Genomic DNA, 17,300 nt, shown 5'->3' on the forward strand with positions numbered 1-17,300 from the left:
AGGATCATTACATGAAAAAATTAATTCTTGCTTTGGGTTTGGCTATGCATGGGATCTCTTATGCAGCAATTACGCCTAAAGCTATGCCTACCGATTCACGTATTAGAACAATCAATTATGTTCCTAATGATGTTTATCGAATTACTGTCAAAAAAGGCACTGTAACCCGCATTGTATTAGGTGAAGGTGAAAGAATTTTAGAGCGTGGTGCTGCTACTGGATACCCTTCAGACTGTGAAAAGGATGACACCAATTGGTGTATTTTTGCGGATACTGGATCAAATTTAGTATGGGTGAAGCCAAAGGATAAGGCTACTCGGAATAACTTAGAGTTACGCACTAATAAGCGTGATTATAGTTTTGATTTTCAAGTTCTAAATAATGCCAAAGAAAAACCGATGTATCGTGTTGTCTTTAAATACCCACAAGAAGAAGAAAAACGTAAACAGGAAGAAGCTCAACGCTATAACGCTTATGCAGCACAATTAAAAGAAGAAAGCCAGCTTACTGAATTTTTGGTTTTACAGCATCGTTTAGCCAATGCTGCACCTATCCCTAAAAATTGGAATTATCGTCAAGCTACAAACAGTAAAGGGAAGCATTTTGTTCCAGAAATGCTATTTGATGACGGTCGTTTTACCTATATGCGATTTAAAGGAAATACCGATATTCCAGTCGTATTTATTGAAGGTACGGAAGGGGAAGAAAAAGTTAATTTCCATATCAGTAAAGAAGATCCAAAACTTTTGATTGTTGAAGCTCTAGCTAAAAAATTTGTTTTACGTCAAGGAAAAGGCGTAGTGAGCATTTTCAATGAATCTTATGATCCTGTCGGTGTTGCTCCTCAAGATGGCACTACTGTAGAGGGTGTTAAACGTGTCATTACTGGGGATATGAACTAATGAATACTAATGATCAAAAACCATTAGATGATCAACAAGCTCCTGATGAAGAATTTAACGAATCAGAAAATGGCATTGTGTCTGTCAATGAACGTGGGGATCAGGAAGATGGAAAAGGTAAAAAAATAGCGTTTATTGCAGTTATGGCGGTACTTTTTACTGTTATAGCGGTCTTTGCCTATAACTTCTTTTCAGATAGTAGTGATGCTGAAGAAGCAGCCCAATTAAAAGAAAATCAGATAGATCCAAGCCTAGATGCTTCAGCTAAAAGACGGGAATTTACTAATACTGATCCTGTGCCACTGGATGCAGGTCAAAATGCTCAATTTCAAAGCCTAGATGCCTGTCAGGATCAAAGTATTCCTAGACAGCTAACAGACAATAACGGCAATGCTTTAACTTATAACGGCATGTTGGTTTTTCAATGCCAAAATGGTCAGCAGATTTTAAGACAGCCTGAAGCTGCGCCAGTAGTTGAACAACAAGCAGCAAATCAACAGCCTGTAGTAATTCAGCCACAGCCACAACAACAAGCTCAATATGTACCTTTAAACAATGGAAGCCGTTACGGTGGCGGGATTTTTGTCAATCCTTCACAACAAGGCGGGGCGGTTGGCCAGCCGTCAAGCATGAATCATCAAGCAGCTTATAACCAAGTAACAGGCATGATGAAACAGTTTGAACAGGATCAGAATAGTAATAGCCGTTCTGGTAATTTCTCTGGATCTGGTTTGATGTCTTTAGCGCATGATGATGATGAACCTATGCAGCAGCATCAGCCACAACAAGCTACAACTAACATGGCCGATCATTCCTCTAATAAAGTCCAGGCTAGGTTTATTGGGGATCGAAATTACTTAATTGCTAAAGGTCGTGTAATCCGTTGCAACCTGTCAGTTAAAGTCGTTTCAGAAATTGGCGGTATGGCTTCATGTGTCCTTCCACAACCTGTTTATTCTGATAATGGTCGTGTAGTCCTTGCTGAAGCGGGATCTGAAGTCATTGGAGAATACAAAAGTATTGCAGCACAAGGGCAAAGACGTTTAGGTATCATCTGGTCACGCTTAAAAACTCCGCATGGTGTTATTGTCGATATTGATTCTCCCGCAGCAGACCATTTAGGAACAGGTGGTTTAAGTGGTCGAGTAGATAACCGTTGGGGGGCACGTATCGGTGCAGCGTTTATGCTTTCTTTAGTTCAAGACGCTATTGCTTACGGTATTTCTAAAGAAACAGGCGGGAACAATAGCACTCCTTATATGCTTCAAAACACTTCAGACATGGGTAAATCAATGGCTGAAACAGTGTTGAATGAAACAATCAATATCAAGCCAACAATTTATAAAAATCAGGGTGATGTAGCTTCAATTTACGTAGCCAAAGATATTGATTTCAGAGGTGTGTATGAACTCCGCGCAAAATAATGTTTTAAGCAAGGATGTAATGGTTAGACAGCTATTACTTCCATTAGAAAAATTCTTAAAAACTAAAGGGGTGACTGAAATTGCAATTAACGCACCTAACGAAGTTTGGACGGAATCTAATAAAGGATGGGAAAAGCATTCTATAAATCTGGAAATGGCGCAAATAACAGCTTTAGCTAATGTTATTGCTACCTATACCAATCAACGGATTGGCCAAGAAAACCCTATATTATCTGCTCAATTGCCTGATGGAGAGCGTATTCAGATTGTTCTACCGCCAGCCATTGAAAATGGAACGGTATCAATGACAATCCGTATTCCTGACGAGTCAAACCGATCATTTCAGGAATATAAAGATCAAGGCTTTTTTGACCACTTCAGATATGGGAAATCTAAAGAGTTTGAGCAGTTTAAACCTGTATTACGTACTGAAGATATTAAGCTAGTCCAGTTTTTAGAAAACAAAGATCTTGAGGGATTTTTTAAATTCGCTGTTCAATGTAAGAAAAATATTGCAGTTGTTGGTGATACTGGTTCTGGTAAAACCACTTTCATGAAGGCAATTTGTCAGTACATTCCTAAAAATGAACGTCTTGTCACTATTGAAGATGTACGTGAACTTTTTGTTCCACATGAAAACAAGGTTCACCTACTTTATTCTAAAGGTGGTCAAGGTAAAGCTAAGGTAACTCCATCTGATCTGATCGCTAGTAATATGCGTATGAAGCCAGACCGTGTATTACTTGCTGAATTACGTGGTGGAGAAGCTTTTGACTTTCTGAAATTGCTTACAACTGGTCACAGTGGATCTATTACAAGTTATCACGCTGAAAGCTGTTCACTGGCTTATGATCGCTATGTCTTTATGTGCAAAGAACATGAACAAGCAAATATCTACGATGTCACTACACTAAAGGAATTAGTTGCTTTAACCATTGATATTATTGTTCATGTTGAAGTGAAGAAAAAATACGATGATGAAAGTAATTTAATAGGTAAAGAACGCTTTATTTCTGAAATTAAATTTGATCCTGTTTCTAAAGTTAAGGCTCAATTTGGTGATGCTGAAATTATTGTCGGGGATCGAGCATGAATAAAAAGATCCTGATTCTACTCCTTGCGATTTTTCTAGCGGTCGTTGGTTTCTTTATTACTAAATATCTGGCCGGTGTTCTTTATTACTTAGCTAATAAGACCAATCCATTTCCTGAAGTGAATCTGACAACGTGGGGGTATTATTGGGATTTATATGCACACAATGTACCTGCACAAAAGAAAAAGCTGCAAGGTGCCTTGATCGCTGCACTATTTATCACTTTTGTTCTCCCTGCTTTAGTAATTGCTAGTCTGTTTAATAAAAAACAGTCGTTACATGGTGATGCCAGATTTGCCACAACAAAAGAAATTCAGAAATCTGGATTGATGGGAAATAAGGGAATTTTAGTAGGGAAATATCATAATAAATACTTAATGCTTGGCGGTCAGCAATTTGTACTTCTGGCTGCTCCGACACGAAGCGGTAAAGGTGTAGCGATTGTTATTCCTAACCTTCTAAACTATTCGGATAGTGTAGTTGTATTGGATTTAAAGCTTGAAAACTTCCTATTAACTTCTAAATTTCGTGCTAAGAATGGACAGAAAGTTTATCTATTCAGCCCATTTTCTGAAGATCTAAAATCTCACAAATGGAATCCATTTGATACCGTTAGTCATGACGAAAATTTTAGAGTAGGTGAAATTCTTGCTATTGGTCGAAGCTTCTACCCTGTGACTGGTGATGCTAAAACCGATTTCTGGAATGACAATGCTAATAACTTATTTCTTGGCCTAGCCCTATATCTATTTGAAACTGAAGATCTGCCTGTAACTATGGGCGAGGTTTTAAGACAGAGTTCAGGTAAAGGTAAGCCAATTCAGGATCATATTAGATCTATTATTGATGAAAGAGCGCAAAGTGATAAACCGCTTAGTGATACTTGCCTAGATGCTTTAAACCGTTTTTTAAGTTCACCAGACAATACGCTCGGTAACATCATTTCTACTTTTACCTCACCTTTAACGATTTTTGCGAACCCGATTGTAGACGCTGCAACTTCATCAAGTGACTTTAAACTTGAAGATGTACGCAGACAAAGAATGTCTATCTATTTTGGTGTTCAACCAAACCGTTTAGGGGATGCTAAGAACTTAATCAATTTGTTCTATTCACTCTTAATTGATGTGAATCTAAAAACACTGCCACAACAAGATTCATCTTTGAAATATCAGTGCTTAGTCGTGAATGATGAAGCAACGGCTGTTGGTAAAGTCGCGAAAATTGCAGATGCTAACTCGTTTATCGCGGGTTATAACATTCGTTTATTAACAATTATTCAGTCTATTGGCCAGCTAGAGGACGTTTATAAAACCCAAACTAGGGGGCTTGTGACTAACCATGCTTTGCAAATCGTTTATCCGCCTAGAGAACAACGTGATGCCAATGAATATAGTGAAATGCTTGGCTATTTCACTTTCAAAGCAAAATCTAAAGGCCAAAGCCGTTCTATGGCATGGGGTCAAGGTGGCTCTAATTCAGAAAATGAATCAGATCAAAGACGAGCTTTAATGCTCCCTCAAGAGTTAAAAGAATTGTCGCAAGATAAAGAAATTATCTTTATGGAAAATACAAAACCTATCATGTGTGAAAAGGCTAAGTATTTTAATGACAGTGCTTTTGTGGATCGCCTAAAGTCCGTTTCTCCTAGCATGAAAGCAATTAAAGGTTTTCCAACTCACAAGCAATTAGAAAAAATTGCCTTTGAGGATCTGGAACTTTCAATTCCTATTCCTGATTTAGACGTAAAGCTGCATAAGGCAAAAATTGAAAAACGTATAACTGAAATTACTACAGTAGAACAGGCTGAACAGATAGATATTTCTAGCTTAGTTATCCCTGAATTTAAGTTAGATAAAACAGTTTTTGAAGATCCAGAAAATCCACAACCTGAAGAATGTCTACAAGTGGTCGATCAATTCTTTGGGGCTGTTGAATGGGAAGAAGATACTGAAGCGCAAAATATTGTCGATGACTTCTTTAGCCAGGTGGAAGCTAGTGCTGAAAATCCAATAGAAAACCTAGTTGCAGTAGATGAACCAGAACAAATGGAAAACCTTGTTGCAGCAGATGAATCAGATCCTCTGGCCATGATTGCAGAAATGGAAAATCTGGTTGCAGTAGATGAATCAGAACAAGCGGAAAATCTAGTTGCAGCCGATGAAGGTCAAAACGGATCTATAGAAAATTCAGATATTGATGACGTTTATCAGGCGTTTTCAGACCAAGTTAATTCTAAATAAGGAAACTATCATGAAAAAAATCTCTCTTACATTAATCAGCCTTGCCCTATCTTTTTCAGTTGTGGGCTGTACTTCAAATAAAGCCGTGACCAGTCCTAATGGCTTTTCATCTAAAGCGGTTAATCCGCCTGACACTGTAAAAAACTATATGCAAAGCATAGCTGTATATCAGCAAAATAAAGATTTAAGCACTGAAACTGAAAGACAAATTGCACTTCTAACAGACAAATATATTCAAACCAAAATGATTATTGACGAAGCAGCACGTCGCCAAAATATTTCTAATCAATAAGGACTTGATCATGACTGAAGCAAACAAGGTCGATAAACCTAGTTTTAATAAAGAACAAACAGGCTATACCAAACTTGGCCAGACGTTAGAAACAAATCAAGCTGAAGTCAATTCGATTGAAAAAGCTGAAAATATAGATATTTCAAAAAGCACAAAAGGTATTAATCAAGATCCTGAAGAAACTAAGGTAACTGATACCAAAAAGCTAAAAGCTGATGACAGTAAAGAATCGAGTGAAGAAGGCATACCTAAAGCATTGCTCAATAAATATTATGTGGTAGATGACAAATATCACTTTAAAGGTAATCCTGAAAAAGTAGCTTTTGAAGATTCTGGAAAAGCTTTAAAAACCACAATTGATGATAAACATATTGCTGCTTCAATGGTGGAGGTAGCAAAAGCTAAAAAATGGGAAACAATACAGGTTAAAGGCTCTGAAGAATTTAAACGGAATGTATGGCTTGAAGCTTCAATGAAGGGCATGACAGTAAAGGGTTATGAACCTCGTGATATTGATCTAGCCTTGCTCAATGATATGAAAAAAGAACAAGGTAAAGAGGTAGTTCTCAATACTATTGAAAAGGGTAATGAACGCCAGAAAGAGAAGCCTTTAAATGAGAAGGAAAAAGTAGATACAGCACAGGAACGGAAGGAAAAAATTAATAACCTGTCAGAACAGGAAAAAGCTTTACTGACAGTTTTTGATAAAAAGATGAAAGCTGACGGTTTCACAGAAAAGCAGCGTACAGCCAGTATAGACGTTGCGGTTGAACAGCTTAATCAGAAAAAAATGCACGTTGGAAAATTAGTAGATCATGGTGCAGCACCTTATAAGCATGATCCTAAAAATAACAGCAGCTACTACGCCACTATTGAAAATAGTAAAGGTGAAAAAAATACAATCTGGGCGAAGGATCTGGAACGTACTTTGAAAGAGCAAAATATCATTAAGAATGATGATATTGTCCTGTCCTATAAAGGGTCTAACAAAGTCGAAGTGAATACTAAAGAAATTGATCCTAAAACTGGACTGCCAACAGGCGCAAGAGTTCAAACATTAGCAAATAAAGGGAAGTGGGAAGCCCAAAGCTTGAGTAAATTGAAAGAAACAACTGAAAAAGCTCTAACCAAAAATGATAAAACTAAGCTTCAGATTCAACACAATACCGATATTCAAAATCAGAAATTTCATAAGCCAAAATTAACGGCTTATGATGCCAATGCTCCAAAACAGCAGCCACAAATTAAAACTCAAGAGAGAACTAAAAATAAAGATATATCCCGATAATCTAGGCCACGAAAACACCCATTAAGAGTGTTTTTTTATATCTCGTTACTGGATCAAATGGGAGTAGTTCATTTTCTGCAGTCGCCATTTAAAAAGCACAGCTTTTTAAAGCTCGCTTGAAAATCAACGGTAATCAGGGAAGGGAAAATTTAACTGATTGCGTCAGTTCGCAAAGTAGACACTTTGCTCTGATATGTCTGCTATGGATCTGCATTAGATAGTTAGAATAGAGGCTTGGATAATAGCTGCAGCTTGCAGCAATTGTCCAAGCATCGGGATTAGACGTTTTAGAGATTATGGACCAGACAATAACATTGGCAGTCCATGATCTACTAAAACTAATAGAAGGTTAAACTTTGGATATTACTTGTTTTGTCCACCTGTGGACTATATAATCAAATTTAATCTGATTAAGGACGGTATATAATGACAAATGCAGATTTTAAACTGCTAGTTGAATCATTGGGGTTCTATAACGCTGAAGCAGTAAGGGATTATTTCAAAGCTATAGGCTTTAATGAATCTATTAACGTCCGACCAATCCAATATTGGTTGAATGGTAAGAGTGTAGCACTCAATATGCCGATTCCAGACGATGTGGTTGAGCATTTTAAGCAGCTTGAACAAATGAAAATTGAATTATCTGGTCAAGAAAAATTTAAGAGAAATAGCTTTCTTTACAAAGACAAATATTTAATGTGGGAAAAATTCCCTGAATTAAATGGATTACCTTGCACATACCTTAACCAGTTAATGGTTCTGGTGAATATGCTTCATGGTTATAGAGAAATGCAGTATTGCTCAAGCTACTAAGGATCATGGAATGAAAAATCAGGATCTTTCTATTGTCGAATTGGTTAGTAAACGCAATAAAATTTTCTATACAGTCTGCGGATTATTGGTCTTACTAACAGCATTATCATTTGCCAGATACTTTCTGAATTTTAGTATCCTTTATCTATTAATCTTGCTTATTCCATTTTTTGCTCTCCTTTATTGGATGATAAAAATTACTGAAGGAATAAAAGAGAAAAGGATTAGTCAGGAAGGATAGGAGAGACTAGTGGTAGATATTGTTGACCCTTCTACACGTAGCCGTATGATGGCCGGAATCAAAGGCAGTAATACAAAGCCTGAATTGCTAATAAGACACCTGCTTCATAAAAAAGGATTCCGTTATCGTCTTCATGTAAAGGATCTGCCGGGAAAACCGGATATTGTGCTACCAAAATATAAGTCAGTGATTTTTGTACATGGCTGTTTCTGGCATGGCCACCAAGACTGCCATCTTTTCAGGTTACCGGCAACGCGGACTGAATTCTGGCAGGAAAAAATCTGTCGTAATCAGGCGAATGATTCCAGAGCTGTAGATCTCCTGCTCGCCAGTAACTGGCGGGTCTGTATCGTCTGGGAATGCAGTATTCGGGGAGCCAAAAAAGATCCGGAAAAAGTAGTCAGTATAATTGCTGACTGGCTTGCAGGTGATGAACAGTTTCTTAAAATACGTGACATTCAAAGAGATCTATGATCTTTGGGAAAATACAGCCATACTTATTCCTCTGATGACAGATCAAGCTCCTTATATTCATCATAGAGGCAAGCTGAATTGCCTGCTGACACCCTGAACTGGTTACGTTTTTTCTGTTTCCATTTACCTGTATTCTGATCCAATGCATATTTACATCCTGGATCATGGACTACTATTCCTGTAGACAGGGCATCCAGGAATTTTTCAATACTCGCTCCTTTAGCCAGCGATACCTTTGGGCCAAACTGGTAATAGGTAGATCCTTCAATTTTTAAATTAGTATATGAGACATAGCATGTTTTTGTATGTTTTTTCTTCCAGTGATTGAGCAGTTTGCTGAAGGTCCACCCGGCCGCAATTTCTCCATTGTCATTTTTCAGAAAATAGCCACCCTCGCTCAAGGTGATTTTCTTTTTCTCCAGATCATACCCTTCAATGAAAAGTGTCAGGTGGGTTTCCGGATTTCGGATTCCAGTCTGGTGTTTGGCGGTAAAATAAAGTTGATGCGGTTGCCTACGGTTTGCATGGGTATTCATGAAATTTGCATAGCTATCACGATAGAGTCCGATATCCGGTTCAGGAGTCATCAGAGTTGTACTGCTTTTTGATCTTGTTTTCAGCTCCCAGTCCAGAAAATCTGGACTGGCATTTCCGTTTGGAATGATGCCAAATTCGCATTCAAGGGTAAAACCGGCTCCATTAGGTGCTTCATAGAAGATAACAGTACCGTCTTTGTCCAGTCTTCTGGATCTTATGGGCCCTTTGATGTAGATATCTTTGAGTTTTTCAATTAAAAGACCCTGACTGTCTGCAAGGCTGGAGTAATATTCATAGAAAACTGACAGGACCTGCTTGTCCTGATTCTGTTCGGTATATTCCTGGATCTCTTTTGAAATTTCTTCATTCCATGATCCTGTATACGCAAAGACCTTGTCATCAGTCAGTCCTAGTATCATGCCCCGTTTCTGGCTGGCATACCGTTCACGTTCTTCTGATGTTGGTGGTTTCATTATCTTGCTTGGGGCAAGCGAGCAGCCACGAAGGAATCCCGAAAGCCTGATTTCCGGATATTTGGGATAAAGGATAATCTGGGAACCTGCGGCTTCTTCAGTTTCACCTTCTGGTGTAATCCAGAACAGTTTGAGAGGTGCCTTGAATATAGGGCCTTTGCTGGACTCTCCATCAGCACGGATCTCTCCCAGCGGGAAGTCCTGAATAACCTCAAAATTCCCCCCAAAATAGATCTGCTGTTTGGAATTGTCATTATTGGAAAGAAGCTTGAGCAGGATACGGGTTGCACCCAGATCCTGCATTTTCTGTGATATCTGTCTGAGAGTGGCCATATACAATCCAGTCATTGTCTTCTAACCGGATCGTACCTCTATTTTAGTGATTTTTATAGCTTTTAAGCAGACATCTTGTCTTTTTCACGCTTCCGGATTTCTGCTGCACGTAAAATATAAGGTTCCAGTAACTTTGCAACGGCAGCGAAAACAGGCACAACAACCGAGTTGCCGAACTGCTTGTATGCCTGTGTATCCGAGACCGGAATACGGAAGAAATCTTCTCCGTCCAGTTTCTGGAAGCCCATCAGTCTGGCACATTCCCGTGGTGTTAGACGACGTGGGCGGTTTTTCTGGTTATTTGGATCATCAAACTCTTCTTCTCCCCGCTGCATGTCCCAGCCGCGGTCAATTAGTATTTCCGAACCGTCTTTATGATAACGAGCTGAAAGGGTTCTGGCCACGCTGCCAGGATTTTTCGGATCTACCAGACCAAACCCAAAACCGTTACCTTTGGCCTGATGTTTCTTTGCATAGTTGTAAAGATACTTCCAGAGATTTTCAGTGAGTATGTACTTGTCTGCTACTTCTGTTTCTAACACATCCTGTATGGTCGGACGGGCTTCAGGGAAGAGTTTACTGATATTTTTCAGGGAAAAGTCTCCCTTGATATCCAGACTGCGTTTGAAGCCTACCAGTACAATACGCTCACGGTGCTGGGGAAGGAAATTTTTGCCGTCAATGATTTTGGGGTCATTCGGACCACTCGCGTCAGCATCTGCAACATCATAGCCCAGCTCGTCCAGCGTCTTCATGATGATACGGAAGGTATTTCCCTTGTCATGGCTTTTCAAGTTTTTTACATTCTCGAGTACGAAAATGGCTGGCTGTTTTGCAGCAATAATACGTGCCACATCAAAAAACAGAGTTCCCTGTGCTTCACATTCAAAACCATGAGCCTTGCCAAGGGAATTCTTTTTTGAAACACCTGCCAGAGAGAACGGCTGGCATGGGAAACCGGCCAGTAGTACCTCATGATCTGGAATTTCGTTATCAATATGCTCATAAGCTTCATTGATGTCTGTATCCGGATCTTCAGTCAGCGTAACCTGTCTGATATCTTCGTTGAATTTATGCTGTTCAGGATCACAGTACCAGTTAGCCTTGTATGTCCGGACGGCTTCCTTGTTCCATTCGCTGGTAAACACGCATTGTCCGCCGATTTCTTCAAATCCCTTTCTGATCCCACCAATACCGGCAAAAAGATCAATAAAACGGAATTTATAATCTGGATGGTGGGCTGGTGGTTTTGGAAGCATTTTTTGCTGAAGCATTTCTACTTCACCTTCACTCAATGCCCTTGGTGCACTCTTTCCATTCAGCCATTTATTCAGCGTTTCACGGGTCCAGTCATACTGACCTACTCTACGAAGTATTTCAGCAACAGTTTTCTGGTCATAGGACTCCAGTACCTGATTAACCAGCGCCTTGTGTTCTGCAATTTTCTGGTTTTCCTGGATTAGATACTTTTCATGCAGGTCATCAGCTTGGGACAAAAGCTCTTTCATCTATAAATCTATATTGGGTATTTTGAGTGATATTTTATCACTCATTTAACCCAGATTGGAGGATTTAAGTTCTTTGTGTTCATTAATTATGCAATACTCAACTGATCTTTTAGTTGATTCTGGTACATATGCGGATTTTTAAACAAATAGAAAATTAATGAGAATTGCTAAAGTAAGTACATAAAGCGTCAGCAGCTTACTATGAAATGTATTTGTGATTCTTGTCATTTTTGACGATTATGGTTGGTAAAATGATTATTCTTTTTTTCTTTAGATACAACCTCCATCAGAAAGAAGTCCAAGTTAAAAGGAATTTTAGTCTTACCTTCAAATGCTAAAAAAGGAAAACTGTGCAAGAATAGGAAAAGTATTGATAATTCATTTTCTTAGTCTATCCCAATGTTTATTTTTAAAACTTCGAGGTTTCTTCAAGAATTCACATGTCAGAGCAAAAAATTAAACTAGTACCACCTAAGAATTATCGCCATCCTTATAAAGTTGAAGGTATTTCCTACATGGATACTGAAGACCCAAGATTTACGTATGCCATCATAAGTCTAGTTTCAACTCATAAAAAAATTAAGAATAATAAATATCTTATTCGTGTTCTTATGATGAATGACCATCTTAAATCTAATGCTGAATTTAATATTGCCTCAGGGTTATTTACCAGTCTTATACATCCGGATGTTTCAGTGGTTGTTAAAAATATAGCACGTCCGGTACAAGACTCTGATTTATATGAAGCATTAGCTCAAACAGCAATGGATACTCTAGCTCAAGAGTACAGCTATGCTTCTATTATTGAAAATCAGGATATGGCTCGATTATTCGGGTTTCTAATATCTTCCATGATTGGAATCGAGTTCAATCCTAATCCTGTTAAATCTGAGGTAGCGGTTGCCTCTGAGCTTTTAAAAAATATTGATGATATTATTTATATCTATGATAACTATATGGCTCTTGATCTAAGTGATGAGCTCAAGGCTGAACTTAACTATCAATTCTGGTCAGCTATTACAATGATGACGCGTAGCAATGCTTTGGTATATGCGGATAATTCAAGAGGTATGGATTTCTCAAGTCTTGCTAATAATAAAACGAACCTGACTATTAAAAATCTAAAAAAAGCGATTGAAACCAGCTTACCTTATTTCAATAAAGTGCATATTCAGCGTGAAATTCGAGATTTGTTAACCCACTCAGATTTTGATGTATCTAACAGAAAAATAATTTGCAAAGATATGCTTATATCCTCTCCTCAAGCTGGCAGACTGAATATGCAAGTTTATATAAAATATAAAACTGTCATAGCGATCCTTTACCGTGCTTATCTTATTTCTGTGGAGAAGAATATTCATGAAAGCAAGATCAAAAGATTAAATACTATTCTTGATGAATCTGCTTATCGTCTTCAAAGTACTGGTCAAGATCCTCTTACATTAAAGATTCTTAAAGACCTCTTTATGATAGTGAAAAAGCCTTTAAATGCTGACGGCAATAATGATGTTGAAATTATTTTTAGTGAAGAAATTTCCAATGTCATCAAGAACCATGCCTTAGTATCTTGATCAATAAAATCCAGATTACCTGATAAAAAACTCCGGCATCTTGCCAAGGTTTTTCGTATTGGGCTCGCGTGGTGTAAGTACTGTCGTATCTGCTGATCCTGTGCGATTTCCTTATTCTTGTTATTTGGAGCATCCTGCTCTCGATACATCCATCATAGGAAATTACAGCCAAGTCATCATAAACTAGACATTTTTATTGGTGAGAATATAGACATTTTGAATGGGTTCTAACAACAGAATTTCGTATAACCTCCATTATGTTAAATGGAACCTTCTTTAGTTGAATATTCATACTTTCAATGGAGCAAAACTTGCAGAATCTTGTCTAATTTGTAATCCTTGCAGCCAAGGGTGTCTAGCTGAGCTAAGGCAGGTATTTGTTGTAGTCGGGCCGCTATAATATTGATAAAGAGCGCCTGTATGTTTAATTTCAAGATTTTTAATAAAGTCTCTACGGAAGTGTTGACGATAAAAAATGACCTTCAGCTTAATTCTGAAATTCAACTTATAACAAAATATAAGACCTCTACTTCTGAAGATTATAAAAAAGCAATTATTTTGATCTTTAAAGAACGTGGTTATTCAGCTTTAGAGATTGGTCAACTATTGGAAAATTAAAGTAAAAGATTTATTCTGATCAGATAGGCACCCTTATTTAAAGGTGCCTATTCATTTTAGAAATTCTTAAATTTCAATCTGACTACCTAGCTCTACCACCCGGTTAGAAGGGATTTTATAAAAATCACTGACAGGGCTGGTATTTTTTTGCATTGCGACAAATAACTTTTCACGCCATGTAGACATCTTGCTGGACAGACTTGGAATTAATCTTTCTCTAGAAACAAAGAAGCTGATATTCATTAAGTCATACTCAAGATCCAGTACTGAAAAAGCTTGTTTCAATGAATGAGGCACATTAGGCTCTTCTTTAAATCCATAATGGATCGTTATTCTGAAAAAACCATTCTCTAGTACTTCAGTAACGATTCGCTTAGCTTCATCAACATACGGGATTTCAGAAGTCTTGATTGTCACCAAAAAATTACGTTCATGCAGAACTTTATTATGCTTTAGATTATGTAAAAGCGCATGGGGTACGACTTGAGGCGTTCCAGTTAAAAATACGGCATTTCCACTCACTTTCTGACCTGTCTGTTCAAGGTGCTCAAGAAACACATTCAGTGGAAGCGTGTCCTTCTGCAGTTTGTCCTGAAGAATCTCTCTGCCTTTTTTCCAGGTCATCATGAGGGTAAAAACAATAACCGCAATAACGACTGGTACCCAGCCTCCAATCAGGACTTTTAATAGGTTTGAACTCAGCAAAACCAGATCAATAAAGGCGAATGGAATAATGAACAGTAAGACTTTCCATGTTTTCCATTTCCAGTAACTATAAGCCAGAAAAGCTACTAACAGTGTGTCACAGAACATGGTCACAGTGACGGCCAGACCATAAGCACCTGCCAACTTGCTGCTACTTTCAAATATTAAGATCAAGATGGTGATAGAGATAAACAGGAGCCAGTTCAGTAATGGAATATAAATTTGTCCAATTTCCGAAGCGGAGGTATGTAAAACTGTAAGCCTAGGTAGATATCCCAACTGTATTGCCTGTTTAGCCATAGAGAATACCCCACTGATTAAAGCCTGTGAGGCAATCACTGCAGCTGCAGTAGCCAGAATAATCATAGGATATAGAAGGGCTGAAGGCAGAAGCAGGTAAAAAGGATTGGTGATAGCCGAAGGATCTCTTAACAGTAATGCTCCTTGTCCAGCATAATTCAGCATCAGACATGGCAGTACAATTAAAAACCAGCCTAACTTGATCGGTAAAATACCAAAATGTCCCATATCCGCATATAAGGCTTCACCACCTGTTACTGTTAAAACCACAGCTCCCATTACAAAAAATGAAATAAGAGGATTGTTAATAACGAATAAAAAAGCCCAGTGTGGGCTGAATAATGCAAGAACAAATGGACTTTGAATAATACTCATAATGCCAATGGCACCAATAGATAGGAACCATAACAGGGTAATAGGACCAAAAAACTTCCCCATCATTGCAGTCCCATGTTTTTGAACGGCAAAGAGAGCTATAAGAATTCCAATACTGATTGGAATAATGAAGCGATCAAATGACGGGGCAGCAACAGAAAGTCCCTCAACTGCAGATAAAACAGAAATAGCAGGGGTGATGATACCGTCACCGAAGAATAAGGATGCTCCAATGAAACCTAAGATAATGATTGCCAGTCTTTTTCCACGGGACAATCCTTTTTGCCTAAGGTTTAAGGCGAGTAATGCCATGATACCCCCTTCACCATTGTTATCAGCTCTCATGATCACCAAAACATATTTAAGCGAAACAATTAAGGTAATGGTCCAAAAGATTAAAGAGAGAATTCCCAGGATATTAAGTTCATTAATAGGTAGCCCGCGTGTCGCATGAAAGCTTTCTTTTAATGCATATAATGGACTCGTTCCTATATCGCCGAATACTACTCCTAGTGCAGCCAGTGTTAATGCTGGTACTGCCGGCTTACTCACATTATTTTGCATATATTTGATTTACAAAATTGGGGAGCCTCGAATTTTATCATCTGGCTTCTTATGAAATTGCCTTGTACATAAAAACCCATACTTTCTTAGAGTGTTATAGTTTTTCTAGCTAAGCCTGCACTATATAGGTGCTATTTCACTTATAAGTAATCCAAAAATATATGATTCTTTAATAGATAATTTTAAGTTTTTTCTAAAATTAACATAATACACCTTATACGAATCTAAAAATGGGAGCCTATAGCTCCCATTTTTATTGTTAAACGTTGAATCCTATATGTTTTCCTGTTGGAAGCTCTACATCAATACGGAGCTTCCCACCCATTGCCTCAACATACTTTTTCATGGTTGAAATCTTAAGATCATTGCCACGATTTTCTATTGCTGAAAGCGATGGCTGTTTTATTCCCAAAGTTTCAGCAAGCTCTTTTTGAGAAATTTCGAGTTCTTCACGAATAAGATGAAGCTGATTTTCTAGCAGTAATTCATCTGCCATTTTTTGAATACGGGCTTGGCTCTCTGGAGAGCGGCTAGCTAACAATTCTTGCAGAGTCTTAGCCATTAGATTTATCTCCTAGGGTAGTGAGATGAAGTTGGTATTGTTCATCTGCAATATCCAGCATGTCTTTATAAAAACGCTTTTTACCGCCTTTATCAGCAATACATAGAACAATAGCCTGTCGTAAGGGATCAAATGCGAAGAAAGCTCTTAAGGGTCTACCGCGATGTTGAACACGCAGTTCTTTCATATTGGTAAATTTAGACTCATACACAGTATCTACTAAAGGACGGCCTAAACTCGGTCCCTGCTACTGTAGAACAACCAGGGCAGCTAGGACCTTCTCTTGTGTAGGTTCATCTTGCTGTTCAAGCCACTGATTAAATAGATCTGTCGTAATGACTGTCCACATACCACAACCAAAATATAGATTATAGTCTATATTTTAGGAGCATTATGTTTATTTTGCAAATGAGAAAGGATAGGAAATAAAAAACCCCGGCATCCTGCCGGGGTTTTTCGTATTGGTTCGCTCGGTATAACTCCTGTCGTACCTTACAGTCCTTGTGCTTATCTCTTGTTATTCTTGTATGGAACTTCCTGTTCCCGATGAGTTCATCATAGGAAAATTCCACTGTCCCAGGTAGCCGCAAAGGGCCGAGATTGATGTACGCCAGAGCGTACAAAATAGCCTAAATTTTATCCACAGCAATTGGGGATAGTTTCGGACATTGAGGCATTGATAAAATTTGAAAAATCTCAAAATTGACTATTTTTTAAACAATTTTATTGGCAAGAAGTATCAAAACTGCTCATAAAAAAGCCGACTTGTTTCAAAGTCGGCTTTTTATGGATTTTAGGGTTTGGTGTAAATTTTTAAGATATTGATTTTTATATTAATATACAAGTGTACTTCGTATAACCGCCATTATGTTAAATGGGGAGTGATTTAGTGGAATATTCTTTAATTTTTTATATGAAAGAAGATACCTTGAATCGTGTCAAAAGAAGCATAGATTTTTTATCCATACCTCTAGTGTTCATTCT

General features: G+C 38.0%; 14 protein-coding genes and 1 pseudogene. 10 read left to right on the top strand and 5 right to left on the bottom strand.

What is annotated here, in order from left to right; translation table 11 throughout:
* Window positions 1–11 precede the first annotated feature (11 nt).
* The 8 genes from PYW33_RS16660 (at window position 12) to PYW33_RS16695 (ending at window position 8,770) form a co-directional block, all read left to right on the top strand.
* A complete protein-coding gene (locus PYW33_RS16660) occupies window positions 12–902 on the top strand; it encodes a TrbG/VirB9 family P-type conjugative transfer protein (protein ID WP_004644762.1) in 891 nt (296 codons plus the stop codon).
* Window positions 902–2,326, top strand: coding sequence for a type IV secretion system protein VirB10 (gene virB10 / locus PYW33_RS16665; protein ID WP_004644761.1), 1,425 nt, complete (start codon window positions 902–904; stop codon window positions 2,324–2,326). The genes PYW33_RS16660 and virB10 overlap by 1 nt, the downstream gene beginning before the upstream one ends.
* Complete coding sequence (gene virB11 / locus PYW33_RS16670; RefSeq protein ID WP_004644760.1) at window positions 2,307–3,419, top strand: P-type DNA transfer ATPase VirB11; 1,113 nt, start codon at window positions 2,307–2,309, stop codon at window positions 3,417–3,419. Before virB10 ends, virB11 begins: the two co-directional genes overlap by 20 nt.
* On the top strand, window positions 3,416–5,662 hold the full coding sequence (locus PYW33_RS16675; RefSeq protein WP_004644759.1) for a type IV secretory system conjugative DNA transfer family protein: 2,247 nt from the start codon (window positions 3,416–3,418) through the stop codon (window positions 5,660–5,662). The genes virB11 and PYW33_RS16675 overlap by 4 nt, the downstream gene beginning before the upstream one ends.
* A 10-nt stretch (window positions 5,663–5,672) precedes the next feature.
* Window positions 5,673–5,954, top strand: coding sequence for a hypothetical protein (locus tag PYW33_RS16680; RefSeq protein WP_004644758.1), 282 nt, complete (start codon window positions 5,673–5,675; stop codon window positions 5,952–5,954).
* A 10-nt stretch (window positions 5,955–5,964) separates the two neighbouring features.
* Window positions 5,965–7,242, top strand: coding sequence for an LPD7 domain-containing protein (locus tag PYW33_RS16685; protein WP_004644756.1), 1,278 nt, complete (start codon window positions 5,965–5,967; stop codon window positions 7,240–7,242).
* 426 nt (window positions 7,243–7,668) lie between these two features.
* Complete coding sequence (locus tag PYW33_RS16690; RefSeq protein ID WP_004644755.1) at window positions 7,669–8,055, top strand: hypothetical protein; 387 nt, start codon at window positions 7,669–7,671, stop codon at window positions 8,053–8,055.
* Window positions 8,056–8,305: 250 nt separating this feature from the next.
* Window positions 8,306–8,770, top strand: coding sequence for a very short patch repair endonuclease (locus PYW33_RS16695; RefSeq protein ID WP_004644753.1), 465 nt, complete (start codon window positions 8,306–8,308; stop codon window positions 8,768–8,770).
* Window positions 8,771–8,793: 23 nt separating this feature from the next.
* Here PYW33_RS16695 and PYW33_RS16700 read toward each other — a convergent pair whose 3' ends face one another.
* Window positions 8,794–10,113: an MvaI/BcnI family restriction endonuclease gene (locus PYW33_RS16700; RefSeq protein ID WP_004644752.1), complete on the bottom strand. Its 1,320-nt coding sequence runs from the start codon at window positions 10,111–10,113 to the stop codon at window positions 8,794–8,796.
* Between the two features lie 62 nt (window positions 10,114–10,175).
* Complete coding sequence (locus PYW33_RS16705; RefSeq protein WP_004644751.1) at window positions 10,176–11,621, bottom strand: DNA cytosine methyltransferase; 1,446 nt, start codon at window positions 11,619–11,621, stop codon at window positions 10,176–10,178.
* A 440-nt stretch (window positions 11,622–12,061) separates the two neighbouring features.
* Between PYW33_RS16705 and PYW33_RS16710 the strand changes: the two genes are divergently transcribed.
* Both PYW33_RS16710 and PYW33_RS16715 read left to right on the top strand, forming a co-directional pair.
* Window positions 12,062–13,192, top strand: a complete 1,131-nt coding sequence (locus PYW33_RS16710; protein ID WP_004644750.1) for a hypothetical protein — start codon at window positions 12,062–12,064, stop codon at window positions 13,190–13,192.
* 420 nt (window positions 13,193–13,612) lie between these two features.
* Window positions 13,613–13,810 (top strand): hypothetical protein, encoded by a 198-nt coding sequence (locus PYW33_RS16715; protein WP_004282105.1) that lies wholly within the window; start codon window positions 13,613–13,615, stop codon window positions 13,808–13,810.
* A gap of 66 nt (window positions 13,811–13,876) precedes the next feature.
* On the opposite strand, the gene PYW33_RS16720 is transcribed toward PYW33_RS16715, so the two are convergent.
* From PYW33_RS16720 to PYW33_RS16730, 3 genes and pseudogenes are all read right to left on the bottom strand, one after another.
* A complete protein-coding gene (locus PYW33_RS16720) occupies window positions 13,877–15,754 on the bottom strand; it encodes a potassium transporter Kup (RefSeq protein ID WP_004282101.1) in 1,878 nt (625 codons plus the stop codon).
* A 259-nt stretch (window positions 15,755–16,013) separates the two neighbouring features.
* The gene (locus PYW33_RS16725; protein ID WP_001140620.1) at window positions 16,014–16,316 is read right to left on the bottom strand and encodes a helix-turn-helix domain-containing protein; all 303 of its coding nucleotides are present in this window, start codon (window positions 16,314–16,316) and stop codon (window positions 16,014–16,016) included.
* Window positions 16,309–16,665, bottom strand: a pseudogene (locus tag PYW33_RS16730) (type II toxin-antitoxin system RelE/ParE family toxin). Before PYW33_RS16730 ends, PYW33_RS16725 begins: the two are co-directional and overlap by 8 nt.
* Between the last annotated feature and the right edge of the window lie 635 nt (window positions 16,666–17,300).

Origin of the sequence: Acinetobacter lwoffii (assembly GCF_029024105.1) — a bacterium.
In the GTDB taxonomy this organism is placed as follows: domain Bacteria; phylum Pseudomonadota; class Gammaproteobacteria; order Pseudomonadales; family Moraxellaceae; genus Acinetobacter; species Acinetobacter lwoffii.